At 74.1% G+C, this 22773-nt stretch carries 2 protein-coding genes; both read right to left on the reverse strand.

Features of this window, described 5'->3' with window-relative positions:
- Positions 1 to 26 precede the first annotated feature (26 nt).
- Positions 27 to 14771, reverse strand: coding sequence for a non-ribosomal peptide synthetase (locus tag OG534_RS37650; RefSeq protein WP_326594122.1), 14745 nt, complete (start codon positions 14769 to 14771; stop codon positions 27 to 29).
- On the reverse strand, positions 14768 to 22669 hold the full coding sequence (locus OG534_RS37655; RefSeq protein ID WP_326594123.1) for a non-ribosomal peptide synthetase: 7902 nt from the start codon (positions 22667 to 22669) through the stop codon (positions 14768 to 14770). The genes OG534_RS37650 and OG534_RS37655 overlap by 4 nt, the downstream gene beginning before the upstream one ends.
- Positions 22670 to 22773 lie beyond the last annotated feature (104 nt).

Raw genomic sequence — 22773 nt, forward strand, 5'->3', positions numbered from 1 at the left:
CTCCGTTCGGGTGGATGGGGCGGGACTCATCGGGGCGTCGCGGCCGTCGGCCGGGGCGTCCGGGCGGCCAGGGTGCGGCCGATCACGGCGAGGGCGTCGGACCGGGCGAGTCCGGCGTGGTCGGTGTCCAGGCGGTGCTCGTCGATGAGGCCGCCGATGTGCGGCTGCCACAGGTCGGCCGTCAGTGTCGGGTCGGTGCGGTCGCGGGTGGCCGCGAAGAACTCCAGGTCGCCGCCGAAGTAGCCGGGCACGAAGCCTTCCAAGAGGCGGGTGTTGTTGAGGAAGACGGCGACCATGCGGGTGACGGTGTCCTCGTCCAGGCCGGCGAGGGCGCTACCGGACTCGCGCAGCAGTGACATGACCTCCGGGCGGCTGAGGGAGCCGTCGCCGAGTGCGGTCCGGTCGACCTGGGCGGCGTTCAGCAGGATCGCCATGACCTCCTGTTCGCCTACCTGGTGCTCGCCGGAGCTGTAGGAGCCGGGGTAGCCGTCGAGGACGGCGAGCAGGGTCACCTCGGCGCCTTCGGCTTCCAGCCGCGACGCGACGGCATGTGCGAGGAGTCCGCCGAAGGACCAGCCGAGCAGCTGGTAGGGGCCGTTCGGGGCGGTCTTGCGGATCTGTTCCGCGTAGTCCTGCGCCATCTCGTCCAGGGTCGGCGGAAGCGGTTCGTCCTGGGCCAGTCCCCTGGCCTGGACGGCGTACACGGGCTGGTCGCGGTCGAGGTGGCGCAGCAGGCCGGAGTAGATCCAGCCGAATCCGCCGGCGGGGTGCAGGCAGAACAGCGGCGGCCGGGTGCCCTCGGCCCGCAGGGGGAGGATGACGCCCAGCGGGTCGGCCGTGGTCTGCGGGCCGTCGGTGCGGGCGGCGAGCGCCGCCACGGTCGGGGCCTCGAAGAGGGTGCGTACGGTCAGCTCGGTGCCGAGGACGGTGTTGATACGGCCCATCAGCCTGGTCGCCAGCATGGAGTGGCCGCCCAGTTCGAAGAAGCCGTCGTCGATGCTGACCCGTTCGAGGCCGAGCACCTCCGCGAAGAGGCCGCAGAGCAGTTCCTCGCGGGGGTCGCGGGGCAGCCGCCCGGTGCCGGGGCCGGCCCACTTCGGTGCGGGCAGGGCGTCCCGGTCGAGCTTCCCGTTGGGGGTCAGCGGGAGGGTGTCCAGCACCACGAACGCGGACGGGACCATGTAGTCGGGCAGCCTGGCCTCCAGGTCGGCGCGGAGCCGGGCCGGGTCGGGTGCGGCGGCGGGGTCGGCCGGCAGGACATACGCCACCAGGGCGGTGCTGCCGGAGCGGTCGGCGCGGGCGACGACGGCGGCCCGGGCGACTTCCGGGTCCAGCGCGAGGGCGCTCTCCACCTCGCCGGGTTCGATCCGGAAACCGCGGATCTTCACCTGATCGTCGGAGCGGCCGAGGAACTCGATCACGCCGTCGGCGGTGTGGCGCGCGAGGTCGCCGGTGCGGTACATCCGGGAGCCCGTGTCGTCGAAGTGGTCGGCGAACGGGTCGGCGACGAACCGCTCCGCGGTGCGTCCGGGCTCTCCCCAGTAGCCGCGGGCGAGGCCGGCGCCGGCGATGTACAGCTCGCCGGGGACCCCGGGGGGGACGGGCTGGAGCCGGGCGTCCAGGACGTAGGCGCGGGTGTTGTCCAGCGGGCGGCCGATCGGCACGAGGTCCGGGACCCGGCCGGCGTCGGTGAACGCGTGCCAGGTGCAGCCGAGGGTGGTCTCGGTCGGGCCGTAGAGCACCTTGACCACGGTGCCCGGGCAGTGCTGCAGGACGCGTCGCACGGCGGTCGGCGGCACGACGTCGCCGCCGGTCCACACCTGGGGGACTCCGGCGAAGGCGTCCGGCGCCTCGTCGGCGACGACCCCGAAGAGGCCGGCCGTCAGGAGAAGGGCGGTGACGCCCTCGTCGGCCACGACCCGGCGCAGCACGGCCGCGTCCAGGTTGCCGGGCGGGGCGACGACGATCCGGCCGCCGGACAGCAGCGGGCTCCACAGTTCATAGGTGGAGATGTCGAACGCGTACGGGGAGTGCATCAGAACCCGCGAGTCGGGGCCGGGCTCCCAGCAGCGGTCCAGGGCGAGGTCGACGGCGTCGCCGTGGGTGATGCCGATGCCCTTGGGGACGCCGGTGGAACCGGAGGTGAACATCACGTAGGCGAGCCGGTCGGGTGCGGCGGCGACGCCGGGGTCGTGGCCAGGCCAGGCGCCGGCGGCGTCCGCGTCGTCTGCGGTCTGCGCGTCGACGACCAGGCCGCGGGTGCCCGGGTCGGGCAGGCGGTCCAGCGAGGCGCGGTCGGTGAGCAGCAGGGGGGCGCAGGTCTGGGCGATCACCTGGCGCATCCGCTCGGCAGGGTGTCCGGTGTGCAGGGGGACGTAGACGCCGCCGGCCTTGAGCACCGCGAGGGTGGAGACCACCAGGTCGGCGGAGCGTTCCTGGAGGACGGCCACCGGTGTTTCCGGGCGGACGCCCTCGGCGATCAGCCGGTGCGCGAGCCGGTTGGCCCGGGTGTCGAGTTCGCGGTACGTCAGCTGCTCGGAGCCGGTTGCCACAGCGACGGCGTCCGGGGTGCGGGCGGCCTGCTCGGCAAAGAGGCCGGTCAGGGTCGCCGCGGCGCGGGCCGGCCGGTGGGTGGTGGCGTTCCAGCCGGTCACCGCGCGCTCGTGCTCGGCGTCGTCGAGGATCGGCAGGAGGCCGATCGGCCGGTCCGGTTCGGCGGCGGCGTGCGCCAGCAGCCGTACCAGGCGGTCGGCGAGTGCCTCGGCGGTGGCCGGGTCGAACAGGTCGGTGCGGTACTCCAGCATGGCGTCGATGCCGCCAGGGGTGCCGTCCTCGGCGTGCCGTTCGACCAGGTTGAAGGTGAGGTCGAACTTGGCGGCGCCGAGGTCGACCATCTCGGGGCGGACGGTCACGCCGGGGAGCGACAGGCCGCCCTCCGGGGTGTTCTGGAGCGCGAGGAGGACCTGGAACAGGGGGTGGTGGGCGAGCGACCGCTCCGGGCGGACGGCCTCCACGAGCCGTTCGAAGGGCAGGTCCTGGTGGGCGTAGGCGGCCAGGGCCGTCTTTCGGGCGCGGCCGAGCAGATCGCGGAAGGTCGGGTCGCCGGAGGTGTCGGTGCGCAGGACCAAGGTGTTGATGAACAGTCCGACGAGGTCGTCGAGCGCGTCGTCGGTGCGTCCTGCGACCGGGGTGCCGATCGGGATGTCGGTGCCGGCGCCGACCCGGGTGAGCAGGGCGGCGAGGCCGGCTTGGAGCACCATGAACAGGCTCGCGCCGTTCTGCCGGGCCAGGGCCAGCAGGTCCCGGTGGAGATCGGCGGGGAGGGTCCGCAGGATGGCTTCGCCCTGGTTGCCGGCGACGGCCGGGCGGGGCCGGTCGGCGGGCAGATCGAGCTGTTCCGGCAGCCCGGCCAGGGTCTGCTTCCAGTGGTCGCGCTGGCGGTGCAGCAGGCTGTCCGAGGCGTCCTCGTCGCCCAGCAGTTCGCGCTGCCACAGGGTGTAGTCGGCGTACTGGACCGGGAGGGGCTCCCAGTCGGGTGCGCCGCCGTCGAGCCGGGCCCGGTAGGCGCGGGTCAGGTCGCGGCCCAGCGGGGCGAGCGACCAGCCGTCGCCGGCGATGTGGTGCAGCAGCAGGAGCAGGACGTGCTCGTCCGGTGCGAGGGTGAACAGGGTCACGCGCAGCGGCAGTTCACGAGTGAGGTCGAAGCCGTGCCGTGCCGCTGCGGCGAGGTCGCCGGGGAGGTCCTGCGGGCTGGTGGCCCGTACCGCGAGGGCGGGGCGGGCGTCGTCCCCGGTGAGGACCCGCTGATAGGGCGTGCCGTCATGGTCGGGGAAGACGGTGCGCAGGCTCTCGTGCCGCGCGGTGACGTCGGCGAGGGCGGCGCCGAGGGCGGCTTCGTCGAGCGGGCCGGTGAGGCGGACCGCGACCGGGAGGTTGTAGCTGGGGTCAGGCCCGCCGAGCCGGTTGAGGAACCAGAGCCGGTTCTGTCCGAAGGACAGCGGGACGTGTTCGGGGCGGTCGGTGGCGCGGGGAGCGGGGCGCCGGCCACGGTCGTCCCGCTGGAGGATGTCGGCCAGGGCGGCAACGGTGGGTGCCTCGAACAGGTCACGGACGGCGATCTCGGCACCGAGGACGGTACGGATCCGGCTGGTCAGCCGCGTCGCGAGCAACGAGTGCCCGCCCAGGTCGAAGAAGTCCTCGTGGATGCCGACCTTGGACAGTCCCAGCACCTCCGCGAACAGCGACGCCAGGATCTCCTGCTGCGGCGTGCGCGGCACGCCCCGGCCCTCCGCCGACCGGCCCGGCGCCGGCAGCGCCGCCCGATCCAGCTTCCCGTTCGGCGTCAACGGCAACGACTCCAACACCACGAACGACGACGGCACCATGAAGGCCGGCAACACCCCGCCCAAAGCCTCACGCAGCACACCCGGATCCGGCACCGAACCCGGCACCGCAACCAGATAGCCCACCAACCGCCGCTCCCCCGGCCGATCCTCCCGCGCCAGCACCACAGCCCGGGCCACCCCCGGCTGCGCCGCCAACACACTCTCCACCTCACCCGGCTCGATCCGGAAACCCCGGATCTTCACCTGATGATCCGCACGACCGGCGAACTCCAGCACACCCGAGCCGTCCCACCGCGCCAGGTCACCCGTGCGGTACATACGGGTCCCGGACACACCGAACGGGTCGGCGACGAACCGCTCCGCCGTCAAACCCGGCCGATTCAGATAACCACGGGCGACACCCGCACCCGCGAGATACAGCTCGCCCACCACACCCGGCGGCACCGGACGCAGAAACCCGTCCAGCACGTACAGCCGCGCATTGTCCACCGGCCCACCGATCGGCACCGGCTCCGGCCACCCACCCGGATCGACCGGGAGGGTGTGGGTGGTGACAGCGTGGGTCTCGGCCGGGCCGTAGACATTGTGCAAGCGTCGGCCGGGGAGCGTCCGGTACAGCGCTCGAACCTGTTCGCCGGCGGTAAGGGCCTCGCCGCCTTGGAGGATGTCGGTGAGGTCGGGCAGGGTGCTGCCGCGGCGGGCGGCGGCGTCGGCGAGCGCCTCGACGACCAGGTTGGGTGCGAACAGCTCGTTGACCCGGTACTCCTCCAGCCAGGCGGCGAGCGCGTCGGCGTCGCGGCGCACCGCGTCCGTCGGGACGACCAGGGTCTTGCCCATGACCAGCGGCGAGAGGATCTCCTGGACGGAGAAGTCGAAGCCGATGGCGGTGTACTGGGCGGTGCGCACGCCCGGTCCGCCCGGGAAGCGCCCGGTGTGCCAGGTCAGCAGGTTGGCCAGGCCCGCGTGGGGCATGACGACGGCCTTGGGGCGGCCGGTGGAGCCGGAGGTGTAGATGACGTACGCCGGGTGGGCCGGGGTCAGCGGCGCCGTCCGCTCGGCGTCGGTCAGGTTGCTCTCGGCCGGTTCACCGCCGAAGGTGTGGCCGTCGGACGGTCCGGTGCTGTCGGACGGGTCGAGGCGGTCGAGCCCCTCGGGCAGTCCGTCGCAGGCTCCGGGCACGGTGACGATGCACACCGGTGCCGCGTCGCCCAGCATCTGGGTGATCCGCGCGGCAGGGTATTCGGTGTCCACGGGCAGGTAGGCGGCGCCGGTCTTGAGAACGGCGAGCAGCGCGACGACGAGGTCGACGGAGCGGGGCAGGGCCAGGGCGACGATCTGCTCCGGTCCGGCGCCGCGGGCGACCAGGCGGCGGGCCAGGCGGTTGGCGCGGGCGTTCAGCTCGGCGTAGGTCAGCCGATCGCCCTCGTGCACCAGTGCCACACCATCCGGCGTATGCGCCACCTGACGCTCAAGCAGCGCCGGTATGCACTCATCGTTCTGCGCTCCGTTCGTCGTGTTCCAGTCCGTCAGCAGGCGGTGTTGCTCGGCCGGGTCGAGGATGTCGATGCCACTCAGCGGGCGGTCCGGGTCGGCGGTGACCTGCTCCAGCAGGTGCAGCAGGCGCCGGGTGACGGCCTCGGCGGTGGATCGCTCGAAGAGGTCGGTGCTGAATTCGAGGGCCGCTTGGATCCCGGCGGGGCCGCCGTCGGCGCTGCGGTGCTCGACCATGTTCAGGTGCAGGTCGAACTTGGCGATGCCGACGCCGACCGGTGCGGGCGTCGCGCGCAGTCCGGGCAGGTCGAGCTGTGCCTCGCCGTCGCTGAGGAATGCCAGCATGACCTGGAACAGCGGGTGGCGGGCGAGGGAGCGCTCCGGGCGGAGCCGTTCGACGAGCTTCTCGAAGGGCAGGTCCTGGTGTGCGTAGGCGGCCAGGTCGCCCTCCCGAACCCGTTCGACGAGTTCGCGGAAGGTCGGGTCGCCGGAGGTGTCGGTGCGCAGGACCAGGGTGTTGACGAAGAACCCGACCAGATCGTCGAGGGCCTCGTCGGTGCGGCCGGCGATGGGGCTGCCGATCGGGATGTCGGTGCCGGCGCCGTGCTTCGTGAGCAGCTCGGCGAAGGCGGCCTGGAGCACCATGAAGAGGCTGGCGCGGGTGTCGGCGGCGAGGGCGAGCAGCCGCCGGTGCAGTGCGGTGGGCACGGTGAACGGGACGTGGTCGCCGCGGTAACTGATCACGGCCGGGCGGGGGTGGTCCAGCGGGAGTTCCAGCATCTCCGGCAGGTGGGCCAGTGCGCCGGTCCAGTGGTCGAGCTGGCGGGCGTACCGGCTGTCGGGGTCGTGTTCGTCGCCGAGCAGGTCGCGCTGCCACAGGGTGTAGTCCGCGTATTGGACGGGCAGCGGCGCGTGGTCCGGGGCGCGGCCCTCGACGCGGGCCGCGTAGGCCGTGGACAGGTCGCGGGCGAGGGGCCGCCACGACCAGCCGTCGCCGGCGATGTGGTGCAGCACCAGCAGCAGGACGTGCTCGTCCGGTGCCAGCCGGTACAGCGTGGCACGCAGCGGGAGTTCGGTGGCGAGGTCGAAGCCGATGCCGGCCTCGGCAGCCATCAGCGCGTCCGCGTCGGCTGCGGTGGTGTCCACCGTGCGCAGGGCGGGGCGGGCCCCGCCGGACGGGAGGACCATCTGGTGCGGTACACCGTCGGTCTCCGGGTAGAGGGTGCGCAGGGTCTCGTGGCGGGCGGACACGTCGGCGAGCGCCTCGGTCAGCGCGGCGGCGTCGAGCTCGCCGGTCAGCCGCAGGCTCATCGGGATGTTGTAGGTCGCTCCCGGGCCTTCCAGGCGGTGCAGGAACCACAGCCGGTGCTGGGCGAAGGACAGCGGCAGCGGGCCGGTCCGCTCTATGGGGCGCAGCGGCGGGCGGACGCCCTGGGCGTTGCCGAGCAGGGTGGCGAGGGCGGCAACGGTCGGCGCCTCGAAGAGGTCGCGTACGGCCAGTTCGGTGCCGAGGACGGCGCGGATCCGGCTGAGCAGCCGGGTGGCGAGCAGCGAGTGGCCGCCGAGTGCGAAGAAGTCCCGGTCGATGCCGACCTTGGGCAGGCCGAGGACCTCGGCGAACAGGGTGCTGAGGATCTCCTCGCGCTGGTTGCGCGGGGCCTGGCCGGCGGCGTCGGCGTCCCAGTCGGGCATGGGCAGTGCGGCGCGGTCGAGCTTTCCGTTGGGGGTGAGCGGCAGGTCGTCGAGGACGACGAATGCGGCAGGGACCATGTGGGCGGGGAGGATCCGCTCGGCGTGGGCCCGGACCTCGGCAGCCAGTTCGCCGCCGCTGTGGGCGCGGCCGGGGTCGTTGGCCAGGGTGGCGAGCGGGGTGCCGGCCGGGACGGTCGAGCGGTACGGTGCGGCGTCCCCTCCCGTCTCCGGCAGTTCCGGCAGTGTGAACACCACGTCGAGGGCTCCGTCGCGGCCGTCGGACCAGGTGACGGCGGTGCGGTAGCCGAGCCGTTCGCCGAGGGCGTGGAAGTCCTCGCAGTCCGGGAGGCCGGCGGGGGCCGGCTCGTCCAGCCGGGCGAGGGCGATGGCGGCACCGTCGTCCTGAAGTGCCAGGCGGGCTCGGTTTTCCTGGGCGAGGCGGAGGTTGGGGACGGCGGTGACGCGCAGGCGCGCGGGCCGGCGCTGCTCCAGGAGCGTGGCGAGGGCGTCCGGGCCGGTGCGGTCGGCGTCCCAGTCGAGCGTCTCCTCGACGCCGGCGGGGACGGCGGCGGGGACGGCGGTGCGGAGCACCACGTCGTAGCGGTGGCGGCTCATCTCATTGTGGTGGCGGCTGCGGCGGACTTCCAGGCCGACGCCCGTGACCGCGGGCGCGGCCGCGGCGAACACCGTGAAGAAGTCGGGGTCGAGCAACAGCTCCGGCTCGTCGGCGGTGCTCTGGGCGACGGCCCGGCGGACGGCGCCGTCGTCGGCGAAGGCGCCGGCCCTACGCAGTTCGACGGCGGTGCGGAAGGTGTCCAGCAGCCGGTGGTTGCGGACGTCGCCGACGTAGACCGAGCCGCCGGGGGCGAGGAGGTCCAGGACGCCGGTGAGAACGTCCGCCAAGTAGTCGGCGTTGGGGAAGTACTGCACGACGGAGTTGAGCACGATGGTGTCGAAGAACCCGCGGGGCAGGCCGTCGAGTACGTGTGCGGGCTGGGCTCGCAGTTCGACCTTCCCGGCGAGCTCGGGCAAGCTGTCGACCTGCCCACGCAGCCGCGCCACCACGGCCGGGGAGATGTCGGTGCCCCAGTACACCTCGCACTCGCCGGCCAGTGGGGCGAGGATCAGGCCCGAGCCGCAGCCGATCTCCAGGATCCGGCGCGGGCGCAGGGCGCGGATGCGGTCCACGCTGGCGTTGCGCCAGTCGGCCATCTCCTCGGCGGGGATGGCGGTGTTGGTGTAACTGCTGTTCCAGCCGTCGAAGTCGTCGCCGAAGGTGCCCGTCAGCTCACCGTAGTGCTCGTCGTAGGTCTCCTGCCAGCTGTCGAGCTGGCTCTGCTCGCGGCCCGGGTCGCGGCCGTCGGCCGGCGTGCCGGCCTCGGCGGGGACCAGGTAGGCGACCAGGCGGCGGTCGTCCTCGTGCCGGGCGGCCATGACGGCGGCGCGTTCGACCGCCGGGTGGGTGGCGAGCGCGGCCTCGACCTCGCCGGGCTCGATCCGGAAGCCGCGGATCTTCACCTGGTGGTCGGTGCGGCCGGCGAACTCCAACTCGCCGTCGGGGCGCCACCGCGCCAGGTCGCCGGTGCGGTACATGCGGGCGCCGGGCGCGCCGAACGGGTCGGCGACGAACCGCTCTGCGGTCAGGCCGGGCCGGTTGCGGTAGCCGCGGGCCAGGCCGCCGCCGGCCAGGTACAGCTCACCGACCACGCCGGGCGGTACCGGCTGGAGCAGCGCGTCGAGGACGTACACGCGGGCGTTGGGGACGGGCCGGCCGATCGGCGGTACGACAGCGCCGGCGAGGGGGGCGCTGATGGTGGTACAGACCGCGGCCTCGGTGGGCCCGTAGGCGTTGGTCATCCGGCGGCCGGCGGACCAGCGTCCGACTTGGTCGGGGGAGGTCGCCTCGCCGGCGACAACGAGGTCCGCACCGGCCGGCAGGGCACCGTCGGCGAGGACCGCGAGGGCGGTCGGCGGGAGGGTGAGGAAGGTGGTGCCGGTCCGGGCGACGAGCTCGGCCAGCGCGGGGCCGGGCTGAAGCTGCTCGGCCGGTGCGACCACGAGGGCGGCGCCGGACAGCAGGGCGAGGGTGATCTCCCACAGGGCGGCATCGAAGCTGATCGAGGCGAACTGCAGGACTCTGCTGCCGGGGCCGAGGCCGAACTCCTCGATCAGCGGGACGAGAACGGACGCCACGCTGCGGTGCGGTACGGGCACACCCTTGGGCAGGCCGGTGGAGCCGGAGGTGTAGATGACGTAGGCGGGGTGCAGCGGGTGCAGGGGCGTGGTGCGCTCGGCGTCGGTGAGGTCGTGGCCGGGGACGCCGTCGAGGCTGACCTGGTCGACCAGCAGCTGCGGTACGCCGCCGGGCAGGTCGGCCGCGACGGAGGTGTTGGTGAGGACGAGCGCGGGGGCGCCGTCCTGGAGCAGGTACGCGATCCGCTCGGCCGGGTAGGTGGGATCGACCGGCAGGTAGGCGGCGCCGGTCTTCAGCACGGCGAGGACGGAAACGATCAGGTCTGCGGAGCGGGGCAGCGACAGGGCCACCACCTGCTCCGGGCCGATGCCCCGTGCGGCGAGCAGCCGGGCGAGCCGGTTGGCCCTGGTGTTCAGGTCGGCGTAGCCGGTCTCCGTGCCCTCCCAGACCAGGGCGACGGCGTCGGGGTGCTCGGCGACGCGGGCCTGGAACAGCTCCGGCCAGGTGGCATCCGCGCCGGGGCGGGAGGTGTCGTTCCAGGTGTGGAGGATCCGCTGGCGTTCGGCCGGGTCGAGGATGCCCACCTGTCCGATCGGCTGGTCGGGGTCGGCGGCGACCGACTCCAGCAGGGCGGCGAGCCTGGCCCCGAGGGCCTCCACGGTGGCCTGCTCGAACAGGTCGGTGCTGAACTCCCAGTCGCCGCGCAGCGACCGGCGGCCGTCGGCGTGCCGTTCCTCGGCCACGGCCAGGGCCAGGTCGAACTTGGCGAATCCGACGCGGACCGGCTCGTGGACGACGTCGAGGCCGGGCAGCAAGGGCTGTGCCGTGGGCATGCTCTGGAAGGCCAGCAGCACCTGGAACAGCGGGTTGCGGGCAAGCGAGCGCTGCGGGTTGAGGGTCTCGACGAGCTTCTCGAAGGGCAGGTCCTGGTGTGCGTAGGCGGCCAGGTCGGTGGCGCGGGTGCGTGCCACGAGTTCGCGGAAGGTCGGGTCGCCGGAGGTGTCGGTGCGCAGGACGAGGGTGTTGACGAAGAACCCGACCAGGTCGTCGAGGGCCTCGTCGGTGCGGCCGGCGATGGGACTGCCGACCGGGATGTCGGTGCCGGCGCCGTGCTTGGTGAGCAGCGCGGCGAACGCGGCGTGCAGGACCATGAACAGGCTGGCGTCGCAGGACCTGGCCAGGGCGGTGAGGCGCTCGTGCAGCTCGGGCCCCAGGTGGAAGGGAACGGTGCGGCCGTGGTGGCCGGCGGCGGCCGGGCGGCTGTGGTCGGTGGGCAGTTCCAGCTGTTCGGGAGCGCCGGCCAGGGACCGGGCCCAGTGGTCGAGCTGGCGGGCGCCGAGGCTGTCGGGGTCGTCCGGCGAGCCGAGCATCTCCTGCTGCCAGAGGGTGTAGTCGGCGTACTGGACCGGCAGGGGCTCCCAGTCGGGGGCGGCGCCGTCCCGGCGGGAGGCGTAGGCGCGGGTCAGGTCGCGGGTGAGGGGCGCGAGCGACCAGCCGTCGCCGGCGATGTGGTGCAGCACCAGCAGCAGGACGTGCTCGTCCGGTGCGAGGGTGAACAGGGAGGCGCGCAGCGGCGGTTCGGCGGTGACGTCGAACTCGTGGCGGGCGGCCTCGGCCAGCATCTCGGCGAGTGCGGCCTCGTCGGCGGGGACGACGACGAGGCCGGGCTCGGCCTGGTGCGGTGCGAGGACGTGCTGGTAAGGCCGGCCGTCGGCGCTCGGGTAGACGGTGCGCAGGCTTTCGTGGCGGTGCGTCAGGTCGGTGAGGGCCTGCTGCAGCGCCGGTCGGTCCAGCTCGCCGCGCAGGCGCAGGGCGAGCGGGATGTTGTAGGTGGAGTTGGGCCCTTCCAGGCGGTTGAGGAACCACAGGCGCCGCTGGGCGAAGGACAGCGGGACGTGTTCGGGGCGGTCGGCGGCGCGCAGGGCGGGGCGGACCTCGCGGGCCTCGTCCAGGGTTTCGGCGAGGGCGGCGACGGTGGGTGCCTCGAACAGGTCGCGGACGGCGATCTCGGCACCGAGGACGGTACGGATCCGGCTGGTCAGCCGCGTCGCGAGCAACGAGTGCCCGCCCAGGTCGAAGAAGTCCTCGTGGATGCCGACCTTGGACAGTCCCAGCACCTCCGCGAACAGCGACGCCAGGATCTCCTGCTGCGGCGTGCGCGGCACGCCCCGGCCCTCCGCCGACCGGCCCGGCGCCGGCAGCGCCGCCCGGTCCAGCTTCCCGTTCGGCGTCAACGGCAACGACTCCAACACCACGAACGACGACGGCACCATGAAGGCCGGCAACACCCGGCCCAAAGCCTCACGCAGCACACCCGGATCCGGCACCGAACCCGGCACCGCGACCAGATAGGCCACCAGCCGCCGCTCCCCCGGCCCGTCCTCCCGCGCCAACACGGCAGCCCGCGCCACCCCCACCTGCGCCGCCAGCACGCTTTCCACCTCACCCGGCTCGATCCGGAAACCCCGGATCTTCACCTGGTGATCCGCACGACCGGCGAACTCCAGCACACCCGAGCCGTCCCACCGCGCCAGGTCACCCGTGCGGTACATACGGGTCCCGGACACACCGAACGGGTCGGCGACGAACCGCTCCGCCGTCAAACCCGGCCGATTCAGATAACCACGGGCGACACCCGCACCCGCGAGATACAGCTCGCCCACCACACCCGGCGGCACCGGACGCAGAAACCCGTCCAGCACATACAGCCGCGCATTGTCCACCGGCCCACCGATCGGCACCGGCTCCGGCCACCCACCCGGATCGACCGGGAGTTCGACGCCGGTCATCACATGGGTCTCGGCCGGGCCGTAGTGGTTGTGCAGGCGTCGGCCGGGCAGGGCCGCGCAGAAGTCGCGGACGCGCGGGCCGGCGGTGAGCGCCTCTCCGGCCTGGGCGATGTGCCGCAGGTCGGGCAGGGTGCGGCCGTGTTCGGCGGCGGCCTCGGCGAGCGCCTCGATGACCAGGTTGGGCGCGTACAGCTCGTTGACGCGGTACTCCTCCAGCCACGCGGCGAACGCGTCGGCGTCTCGGCGTACCGCGTCGGTGGGGACGGCGAGGGTGGCGCCGTACAGCAGGGCGGAGAGGATCTCCTGGGCGGCCACGTCGAAGCTGAGCGACGCGAACTGTGCGACGGTGGTGCCGGCGTCGGCGGGGATCTGCCGGCGGTGCCAGGCGAGCAGGTTGACGACGGCGGCGCCGGGCATGACGACGGCCTTGGGGCGGCCGGTGGAGCCGGAGGTGTAGATGACGTACGCCGGGTGGGCCGGGGTCAGCGGCGCCGTCCGCTCGGCGTCGGTCAGGTTGCCGTCGGGGAGGCCGGAGAGGTCCTCGGCGAGGTCTTCGGCGACGTCGTCCTCGGTGAGGATCAGGGCCGGACGGGCGTCCTCCAGCATGGCGGCGATCCGGTCGGCCGGGTACTCGGGGTCGATGGGCAGGTAGGCGGCACCGGTCTTGAGCACGGCCAGCACGGCGACGTACAGGTCGACGGAGCGGGGCATGCGCAGCGCGACGGTCCGCTCCGGTCCGGCGCCGCGGGCGGCCAGCCGGCGGGCGAGCCGGTTGGCGCGGGCGTTCAGGTCGGCGTAGTCGACGGTGCGGCCCTCGAAGGCGAGGGCAGTGGCCTGCGGGGTCCGGGCGGCCTGCTCCTCGAACAGCTCGGGCAGGGTGCGGTCGGACACGGCGCGGCCGGTCGCGTTCCAGCCCTCGACGACCTGGTGGTGCTCGGCGGCGGAGAGCAGTCCGAGCCTGCCCACCGGGCGGTCGGGGTCGGCGGCAAAGCCGGCGAGGAGCTGCTCCAGCCGCTCCAGCAGGGTGCGGGCGCCGGCGGCGTCCAGCACGTCGGCGCGGTGGTCGAGGCGGAAGCGGATCCGCTCGCCCGGGATGGCGAGCAGGGTCAGGGCGAAGTGGGTGGCGTCGCCGACCTGGAAGTCGGCCAGCCGCAGGCCGCGGCTCTCGGCGCGCAGGACGGCCGGGTCGAGCGGGTAGTTCTCGAACACGACCGCGGAGTCGAAGAGTTCGCCGTGGCCGGCGGTCCGCTGGATCTCGGCGAGCGACATGTGCCGGTGCTCGATGAGCGCGGCCTGCTCGCGCTGGACCCGGGCGAGCAGGTCGGCGAACGGCTCGGCGGGGCGCAGTGCCACGCGGACCGGCAGGGTGTTGATGAACATGCCGATGGTGGACTCGATGCCGGGGATCTCGGGCGGGCGGTTGGCCATGGTCGCGCCGAGGACCACGTCGTCGCGGCCCAGCAGGTGGCCGACCAGCACCGCCCAGGCGCCCTGCACGACGGTGTTCAGGGTCAGGCCGCGGGAGCGGGCGGCGGCGGCCAGCGCGGCCGACGCGGGGGCGTCCAGCTCGTACCAGAACTGGCCGGGCAGCTCTGAGGGGGCGGCTGTGTCCCTGCCGGACCTGCCGACCAGGGTCGGGGCTTCCAGGCCCGCCAGGTAGCCGCGCCACGCCTCGCGGGCGGCGTCCTGGTCGCGTCCGGCCAGCCAGGCCAGGTAGGTGCGGTACGGGGGTGCGGCGGGCATGCCGCGGTCGTCGCCGCCGCGTTCGTACAGCTGGAACAGCTCGCGCACCATCAGCGGCATCGACCAGCCGTCCATCAGGAGGTGGTGGGTGGTCAGCACGAGGGTGTGGTGGTCGGGGCCGAGCGCGGCCAGGCTCAGGCGCAGCAGCGGCGGCTTGGCGGGGTCGAAGCGGCGGGCGCGGTCCTCGGCGACGAACCGAGCGAGCGCGTCCTCGCGGGCGGCCGGGTCGAGGGCGGTGAGGTCGAGCTCCTGCCATTCGGGGTCGACGTGGTGCGGCACGAACTGGACGGGCTGGTCCATGTCCTGCTGCCAGAAGCCAGCCCGCAGGTTGGGGTGGCGGCGCAGCAGGCCCTGGACGGCGGCCCGCAAGCCGTCCGTGTCGAGCGGGCCGCGCAGTTCGAGGACCATCTGGACGTTGTAGACGTCCACTCCGTCCGGGTCGTACTGGACCTGGAACAGGAGCCCCTCCTGAAGCGGCGACAGCGGCAGGACGTCGGCGAGGCCGTTCTGGATCATCGGGCAACCTTCCACATGGCTTCGAGTCGGTCGATCTGGGCCTGGTTCAGGGAGACCAGGGAGAGGTCGGACGGGGTGTGCCCGCCGGCGTCGGGGCGCTCGGCGTGGGCGGTGAGGGCTTCGAGGGCGCGGAACCAGCCCTGTCCGAGGTCGCGTACGGAGCCCTCGTCGAGCAGGTGTTGCGGCCAGCTCCAAGTGGCGGTCAGGCGGGGGCCGCCGGGGCCGTCCAGGGTGAGGGCGTTCACCTCGACGCCGTGGGCCATCGGCAGTCCGGGGTCGGTGCCCTCGCCGAGGGATTCGGCGTCGGGGGTGACGGTCCATTCGGCGTCCAGCCCGTCCGGCTCCTGGAAGCGGCCCAGGTAGTTGAAGCCGAGGTCGGGCGTCGGCAGTGTGGCCAGGAGCGGCGCGGTCTCGGCGTTCAGGTGGCGCAGGAGGCCGTGGCCGAGGCCGCCGTCGGGAAGTGCCCGCAGCTGTTCCTTGACGCGTTTGACGGCCTGTCCGGCCGCGGGGCCGCCGGACAGAGCGTCGCGGCGATCGAGCGGGCCGACGTCGAGGCATACGGGGTAGAGGCTGGTGAACCAGCCGACGGTGCGGGACAGATCGGCGCCGCTGTCGCCTGGTTCGCGGCCGTGGCCCTCCAGGTCGAGCAGGACGGCTGACGCGTCGCCAAGACCGCGGCGGGCCCGCCAATCGGCGACGGCCAGCGCGAAGGCGGTGAGCAGGACGTCGTCGACCTTGGCGTGGAACGTGGCGGGCACGGTGGTGAGCAGGGGTTCGGTGGCGGCCGCCGGAAGGGTCAGGGTGAGGCTGCGTGCGGTGGCGGAGGTGTCCCGGGCGGGGTCGAGCGGCCGGTCGGTGACGGGCAGGGCGGGCGCCGCCAGGCGGCTGGTCCACAGGTCGAGTTCGGCGGTGCGGGCGGGACGGGCGGCCTCGGCGGCCAGGTGCCGGGCCCAGCTACGGAAGGAGGTTCCGGCGGGAGCCGGGCGCGGGGCGGTGTCCCCGGTCGCGGCCTGCCAGGCGGCCTCCAAGTCGGGCAGCAGGATGCGCCAGGACACGCCGTCGACCACCAGGTGGTGGAGGGTGAGCAGCAGGCGTCCGGACCGCTTCTGGCCGGCGTCGAACCAGACGGCCTGTCCCATCACGCCCGACCAGGGGTCGAGCCGGCTACGTGCGGCGGCCGCCTCAGTGGTGATCAGGGTGCGCAGTGCGTCGTCGGTGTGGCCGGCGGTGTCGACCCTGCGGGCCCAGTCGTCAGCGCTGCCGCCGCCGGGCGGGTCGATGCGCAGCCGCCAACCGCTGTCCGGGTCGGCGGACAGGACCGCGCGCAGCATGTCGTGCTGGTCGGCGAGGGCGCGCAGGGCGGTGGCCAGGCGCTGCTCGCCGAGCCCGGCCGGCACCCGGATGAGCAGGGACTGGCTGAACGCCTCGACGGGGCCGCCGCGTTCGTGCAGCCAGTGCATGACCGGGGTGAGCGGTACGTCGCCCCAGGCCTGGTCGTCCGCCGGTGCGGTGCCGGGGGCCGGCTCGCTGTCGGCCGTCGCGGTGGCGACGCCGGCCAGGGCGGCGACGGTCTTGTGCTCGAAGACCTGAGCGGGCGAGAGCAGCAGGCCGGACCGGCGGGCGCGGCCGACCAGCTGGATCGCCATGATGCTGTCGCCTCCCAGGTCGAAGAAGCTGTCGTGGGTACCGACCTGCTCCAGGCCGAGGACGCCGGCGAACAGGCCGGCGAGCAGTTCCTCGCGGGGGCCGGCCGGGGCCCGGTGGTCGCCTGCGGGGGCGAACTCGGGGACGGGCAACTGCCGGCGGTCGAGCTTGCCGTTGGGGGTCAGGGGCAGCCGGTCCAGCAGGACGACGGCGGCCGGGACCATGTAGTCGGGCAGGGACGCGGCGACGTGCCGGCGCAGTTCGCCGGCGTTGGCCGCGGCTGCCGCGGCGGGCACCACGTAGGCGGTGACCCGCTTGTCGCCGGGGCGGTCCTCGCGTACCAGTACGGCGCTCTGCGCGACGGTGGGGTGGCGGCCGAGGACGGACTCGATCTCGCCGAGTTCGATGCGGAAGCCGCGGACCTTGACCTGGTGGTCGGCGCGGCCGAGGAACTCCAGGATGCCGTCGGCGCGGCGGCGCACCAGGTCGCCGGTGCGGTACATGCGTGCGCCGGGCGTACCGGACGGGTCGGCGACGAACCGTTCGGCGGTGGCGTCGGGGCGGCCGAGGTAGCCGCGGGCGAGACGGGAGCCGCCGATGTAGAGCTCGCCGGTGACTCCCGGCGGCACGGGGCGCAGCCGCTGGTCGAGGACGTGGCAGGTGGTGTTGTCGAGGGGGCTGCCGATCGGGACGGTGGTCTCCTCGGTCCACGGGGCGCGCATGAAGTGGTGGGTGGCGAAGGTCGTGGTCTCGGTCGGGCCGTAGCCGTCGACGACCAGCGTGTCCGGGGAGGCAGCCAGGACCCGGGTGACGGCAGCGGGCGACACCACGTCGCCTCCGGTCCACACCTCGCGCACGCCGCGGAAGCATTCGGGGCTCTCCTCGGCGAGCAGGTTGAACAGCCCGGAGGTGAGCCACATGCCGGTGACCCGTCCGCGCGTGACGGCCTCGCGGAGGGCGGCGGTGTCGAGGTCCCCGGGCGGGGCGACCACGACGGTCCCGCCGGACAGCAGCGGCACCCACAACTCGTACTGGGAGGTGTCGAACGAGTACGGGGAGTGCAGCAGTACCCGCTGCTGGTTACCGGTGCGCCAGCAGCGGTCGGCGGCGAGCACGGCGACGTCTCGGTGGGTGATGGCGACGCCCTTGGGCGTGCCGGTGGAGCCGGAGGTGTACATCACGTATGCCAGCCGGTCGGGGTGGCTCGGGACGACCGCGGCGGGGGCGGGCGCCGACGCGGGCGCGGGATCGTCCACGACGACCACCTCGGCCTGCCCGGCCCATTCGTGGCAGCGGTGCCTTTCGTGTGCGGCCCGGTCGGTCAGCAGAACCCGGGCCCCGGCCATGGTCATGATCTGGCTCATCCGAGAGGCCGGGTTCCGGTGGTTGAGCGGGACGTAGAAGCCGCCGGCCCGCAGTACGGCCAGGAGGGACACCACCAGGTCCGCAGAGCGTTCCTGGAGCACGGCGACGGGGCTCTCCGGGCCGATGCCCAGGGCGGTGAGCCGGGCGGCGAGGGCGCCGGCCCGCGCGTCAAGCTGGGCGTAGGTCAGCTCGGTGCCGCCGGCCACCAGGGCCGTCGCGTCGGGGGTGCGGCGCGCTTGGGCGGTGAACAGCTCGGCGAGGCCGGTGTCCGGGACCGGGGCGGCGGTGTCGTTCCACCGGCGCAGCATGGCCCGCTCGACGTCATCGACCAGGTCGAACCGGCTGATCGGCAGTTCGGGGCCGGCGGCGACGGCCTGCAGCAGGGACAGCAGCCGGCGGGCGACTGCCTGCGCGGTCGCGGGGTCGAACAGGTCGAGGTCGAATTCGAGGTCGCCGTGGATGCCGTCGGGGGCACCCGCGTCGTCGCGGTGCTCGACCAGGTTGAAGGTGAGGTCGAACTTGGCGACGCCGAAGTCGACCGGTTCGCGACGCACGGCGAGTCCGGCCAGCCGCGGCCGGGCCTCGGACTCCTGGTACGAGAGCACCACCTGGAACAGCGGGTGTCGGGCGGCGGAGCGGGCCGGCTGGAGGCGCTCCACCACGCGGTCGAAGGGCACGTCCTGGTGGGTGTAGGCGGCCAGCGCGGTGGTGCGTATGCGGGTGAGGAGTTCGGCGAAGGCCGGGTCGCCGGAGGTGTCGGCGCGGACCACGACAGGGTTGACGAAGAAGCCGACGAGCCCGTCGAGGGCCTCCTCGTCCCGGCCGGCGGTCGGGCAGCCGATCGGGATGTCGGTGCCGGCGCCGAGCCTGGTGAGCACTGCGGCCAGGGCGGCCTGGAGGACCATGTGGACGGTGGCGCCGCCGGTGCGGGCGAGCCTGTCGAGCTGCGCGTGCAGCGCGGGGCCGATGGTCAGCGGCACCGAGCCGCCGCGGTGCCGGGCGACCGGCGGGCGAGGGCGGTCGTAGGGGAGCTGGAGCTGGTCGGGCAGGCCGGCCAGCGCGGTGTGCCAGTGGTCGAGCTGGCGGGCGCCCAGTGAGGCCGGGTCGCTCTCGTCGCCGAGCAGTTCGCGCTGCCAGAGCGCGAAGTCCCGGTAGGTGACGGGCAGCGGCTCCAGGCGGGGTGCTGTGCCCGTGGAGCGGGCGTCGTAGGCGGCGGCGAGGTCGCCGAAGAGCGGGCGCAGCGACCAGCCGTCCCCGGCGATGTGGTGCAGAACCAGCAGCAGGACGTGCTCGCCGGGGGCCAGTGTGAACAGGTGGGCGCGCAGCGGGATCTGCGTGTCGAGGTCGAACGGCTCGCGCGCGGCCGAGGTGAGGGCCTGCGCCAGATCCGATTCGGCCACCTCGGTCTCGGACAGCCACGGCGGGACGTCGTCGAGCGGCAGCACCCGGGGCAGCGGGCCGTCCGGTCCGGCCGGGCAGATCGTGCGCAGGGTGTCGTGGCGGCCGATCAGGTCGCCGAGGGCGGCTTGCATCGCGCCGCGGTCCAGTGCGCCGGTGAGCCGCAACGCCAGCGGCATGTTGTACGTCGGGGCGCGGCCCTCGACCTCGCGTATCACCCACATGCGCTGCTGGGCGGGCGAGAGGACGGCCGGTCCGTCCAGGTCGCCGGCGGGCCGCAGTCGCGGGCGGGCGGTGTCGGCGCCCCGGGCGAGCCGGGCGAGGCCGGCGGGGGTGGGTCGTTCGAAGAGGTCCTGGATGGTCAGCTCGACGCCGAGTTCGCAGCGGGCGGCGGAGAGCAGCCGGTTGGCGCTCACCGAGTGCCCGCCGAGGGCGAAGAAGTCGCCCCGCGGCCCGACCTCGGGAACGCCCAGGGCGCGTGCGAACAGGCCGCACAGCAGTTCCTCCAGCGGCCCGGCGGAGGCTTCCTGTGTGCCTTCCGCCGCGGCGGCGGCCGGGGCGGGCAGGGCGGCGCGGTCGAGCTTGCCGTTGACGGTGAGCGGGATCGCGTCGAGCGGGGTGAACGAGGCCGGCAGCTGGTGTGCGGGCAGTACGGCGGCGAGCTCGCGGCGCCAGGCGGCCGGGTCGGCCGGGACGCCGTCGGCCGGGACGGCGTACGCCGCGAGCCGTCGGTCGCCCGGGGTGTCCTCGCGGGCGGTCACCGCGGCGTGGGCCACCGACGGCAGTGCGGCGAGCGCCGCCTCGATCTCGCCGAGTTCGATGCGGAAACCGCGGATCTTCACCTGGTGGTCGGCGCGGCCGACGTACTCCAGGGTGCCGTCGGCGCGGCGGCGGACCAGGTCGCCGGTGCGGTACATGCGTGCGCCGGTGTCGTCGGCGGGCGCGAAGGGGTCGGCGACGAACCGCTCGGCGGTGAGGGCGGGGCGGCCGAGGTAGCCGCGGGCGAGGCCGGGGCCCGCGACGTACAGCTCGCCGGTGACGCCGGGGGGCACGGGGCGCAGCGCGCCGTCCAGCACGTGGGCGCGGAGGTCTGCGAGAGGCGCGCCGACGGAGCCGGGGGCGCCGTCCGGTCCGTCGAGGGCGGTGTGGGTGACGTGCACGGTGGTCTCGGTGATCCCGTACATGTTGGACAGCACCGCGGTGTGGCCGTGGCGCTCGTACCAGCCGCCGAGCCGGGACGCGTCCAGAGCCTCGCCGCCGAAGATGACGTGCCGCAGGGCGGGCAGGGCGGTGGGCCGCGGCCGCTCCCGGTCGGCCTCGATCAGCTGGTAGAAGGCGGACGGCGTCTGGTTGAGTACAGTGACCCGCTGCTCGGCCAGCAGGTCGAGGAAGGCTCCGGGGGAACGGCTGACGGAGTACGGGACGACGACCAGGCGGCCGCCGTGCAGCAGCGGGCCCCAGATCTCCCACACGGAGAAGTCGAAGGCGTAGGAGTGGAACAGCGTCCACACGTCTGCGGGGCCGAAGCCGAAGTGCCGCTGCGCGGCGGTGAACAGCCGCACCACGTTGTGGTGGGTGACGACCACGCCCTTGGGCCGGCCGGTGGAGCCGGAGGTGTAGATGACGTACGCGGGGTGGCGTGGGTCGTATTCCGTGCGCGGGGCGGTGTCCGGCAGGCCGGCCTGCGGCTCGTCGTCGAGGAGGACCAGGGCCGTGCCGTCGGGGGCGGTGACCGGGGCGGCGGCCGTCGCGAGGATCACGGACGGGCCGGCGTCGGCCAGCATGTACGCCAGCCGCTCGGCCGGGTAGTCCGGGTCCAGCGGCAAGTAGGCGGCGCCGGTCTTGACCACCGCGAGCAGGGCGACGACCAGGTCAGCGGAGCGCGGCAGGGCGAGCGCGACGGTCCGCTCGGGGCCGGCGCCGCGGGCCGTGAGCAGGTGGGCGAGGCGGTTGGCCCTGGCGTCGAGTTCGCGGTAGGTGAGCTGCCAGTCGCCGTCGACGACAGCGACGGCCTCCGGGGTGCGGGCGGCCTGCGCCTCGAACAGGGTGGGCAGCGCGGCGGGACGGTTCGGGGCGGACGGCTCGACGGCGCACGGCTCGGACGCGGACGGCTCGACGGCGGCCTGCGGGTGCTCGCCCGGGGCGAGGACGTCCAGCCGGCCGCTGGGCAGCGCGGGGTCGGCGGTGGCGAAGGACTGCAGCAGGGCGGTGAGGCGGGCCAAGTGTGCGGCGACCTCCTCCGCGCGGTGGCGCAGGGGGTCGGCTTCGACGTCGATCCGCAGACCGGCACCGCCGGGGCGCTCGTATACCGAGAACTTGAGGTCCTCGACGGGGCCGGTCGACACCGGGTGAACCTGCGCCTCGGTGCCTTCGAAGTCCAGGCCGTGGTCGAACGGCATGATGTTGGCAACGATCGAGTGCAGGGGGCGGTCCTGCGCCAGCAGCCCCAGTTCGCGGCGGAGTTCGGCGTACGGGTAGCCCTGGTGGCGCAGCACCTCGGCGACCCGGTCGCGGACCTCGGCGACCAGGCCGGTGAGGTCGGTGCCGGGCTGGACGGGCACCCGCAGCGGCGGCACGTTGGCGAGCATGGCGGGGGTGCGGCGGGCTGTTCCGGAGCGCCGGTTGGTGACCGGGAGACCGAGCACGGCCTCCCCGGCGCCGGTCAGGCGCCGGGCGTAGAGGGCGACGGCGGCCAGCGCAGCCACCTGCCAGCCGGTCTGCGCGGTGCGGCCGAGCGCGTCCAGGCCCTCCCGGATGGCCGCGGGCAGGAACACAGTGCGGCGCAGTGGCGCGGCACCGCCTTCGTCGGCCACCGGGGCGTCGTCGCGGGCGCCGGGGCCGGTGCCGAGTCCCGTGCCCAGGGCGGGTGCCTCCGGGCGGTCCGCCCAGGAGGTGAGCCAGTACGCGCGGTCGCGGGCGTGGCCGCGCGAAGCGCGGTAGGCGCTCTCGGCCTCGACCAGGGCGGCGAGGTCGTCCGCCTCGGCCGGCGTGCCCGCGCCGTTGTACGCGTCGGCGACGCGCCGGGCCACCAGGCGCAGCCCGTAGCCGTCGAGCAGCAGGTGGTGGATCTGCTGGAACCAGCGGTGGCGGCCGGGGCCGAGGGTGAACAGGACCTGGTCGAACAGCGGTCCTTCGCCGTCGACCGCCATCGGGGCGGCCAGCTGCTGGCGGATCAGGTCGTCGGTGGCGGCCTCCGGGTCGGGTTCGGCGCTGACGTCGACGTGGCGTAGCTCCCAGGCCAGCTCGTCCGCGGGGACGACCCGCTGGCGTACCTCGCCGTCGGCGCGGGTGTGGAAGCGCAGCCGCAGGGCCTCGGTGGCCTCGACCGCGGCGCGCACGGCCGCGGTGAACCGCCCGCCGTCCAGCGGGCCCGTCAGCTCGACGTACTCGCCGGTGTTGAACGCCGTGCTGTGCGGGTCCCTGGCCTGGGCGAACCAGACACCGAGCTGTGCGTCGGTGAGGGCCATGGACGCGACCTTGGCACCACTCATCTCTTCCCCTCCTGTCGAGCCGGCCGCCGCGGCCCGACGGGCCGGGGGCAGGCGCAGCCGACCACTGGGGTCGACGAGATCGAAATGCATGCTGACCCGGGCGC

The organism is Streptomyces sp. NBC_01294 (assembly GCF_035917235.1).
Classification (GTDB): Bacteria; Actinomycetota; Actinomycetes; order Streptomycetales; family Streptomycetaceae; genus Streptomyces; species Streptomyces caledonius.

What these genes read in the sequence shown, in the direction of transcription:
- OG534_RS37650 (WP_326594122.1), bottom strand. Translation starts at nt 14,771, where the DNA reads ATGATCCAGAACGGCCTCGCCGACGTCCTGCCGCTGTCGCCGCTTCAG.
- OG534_RS37655 (WP_326594123.1), bottom strand. Translation starts at nt 22,669, where the DNA reads ATGAGTGGTGCCAAGGTCGCGTCCATGGCCCTCACCGACGCACAGCTC.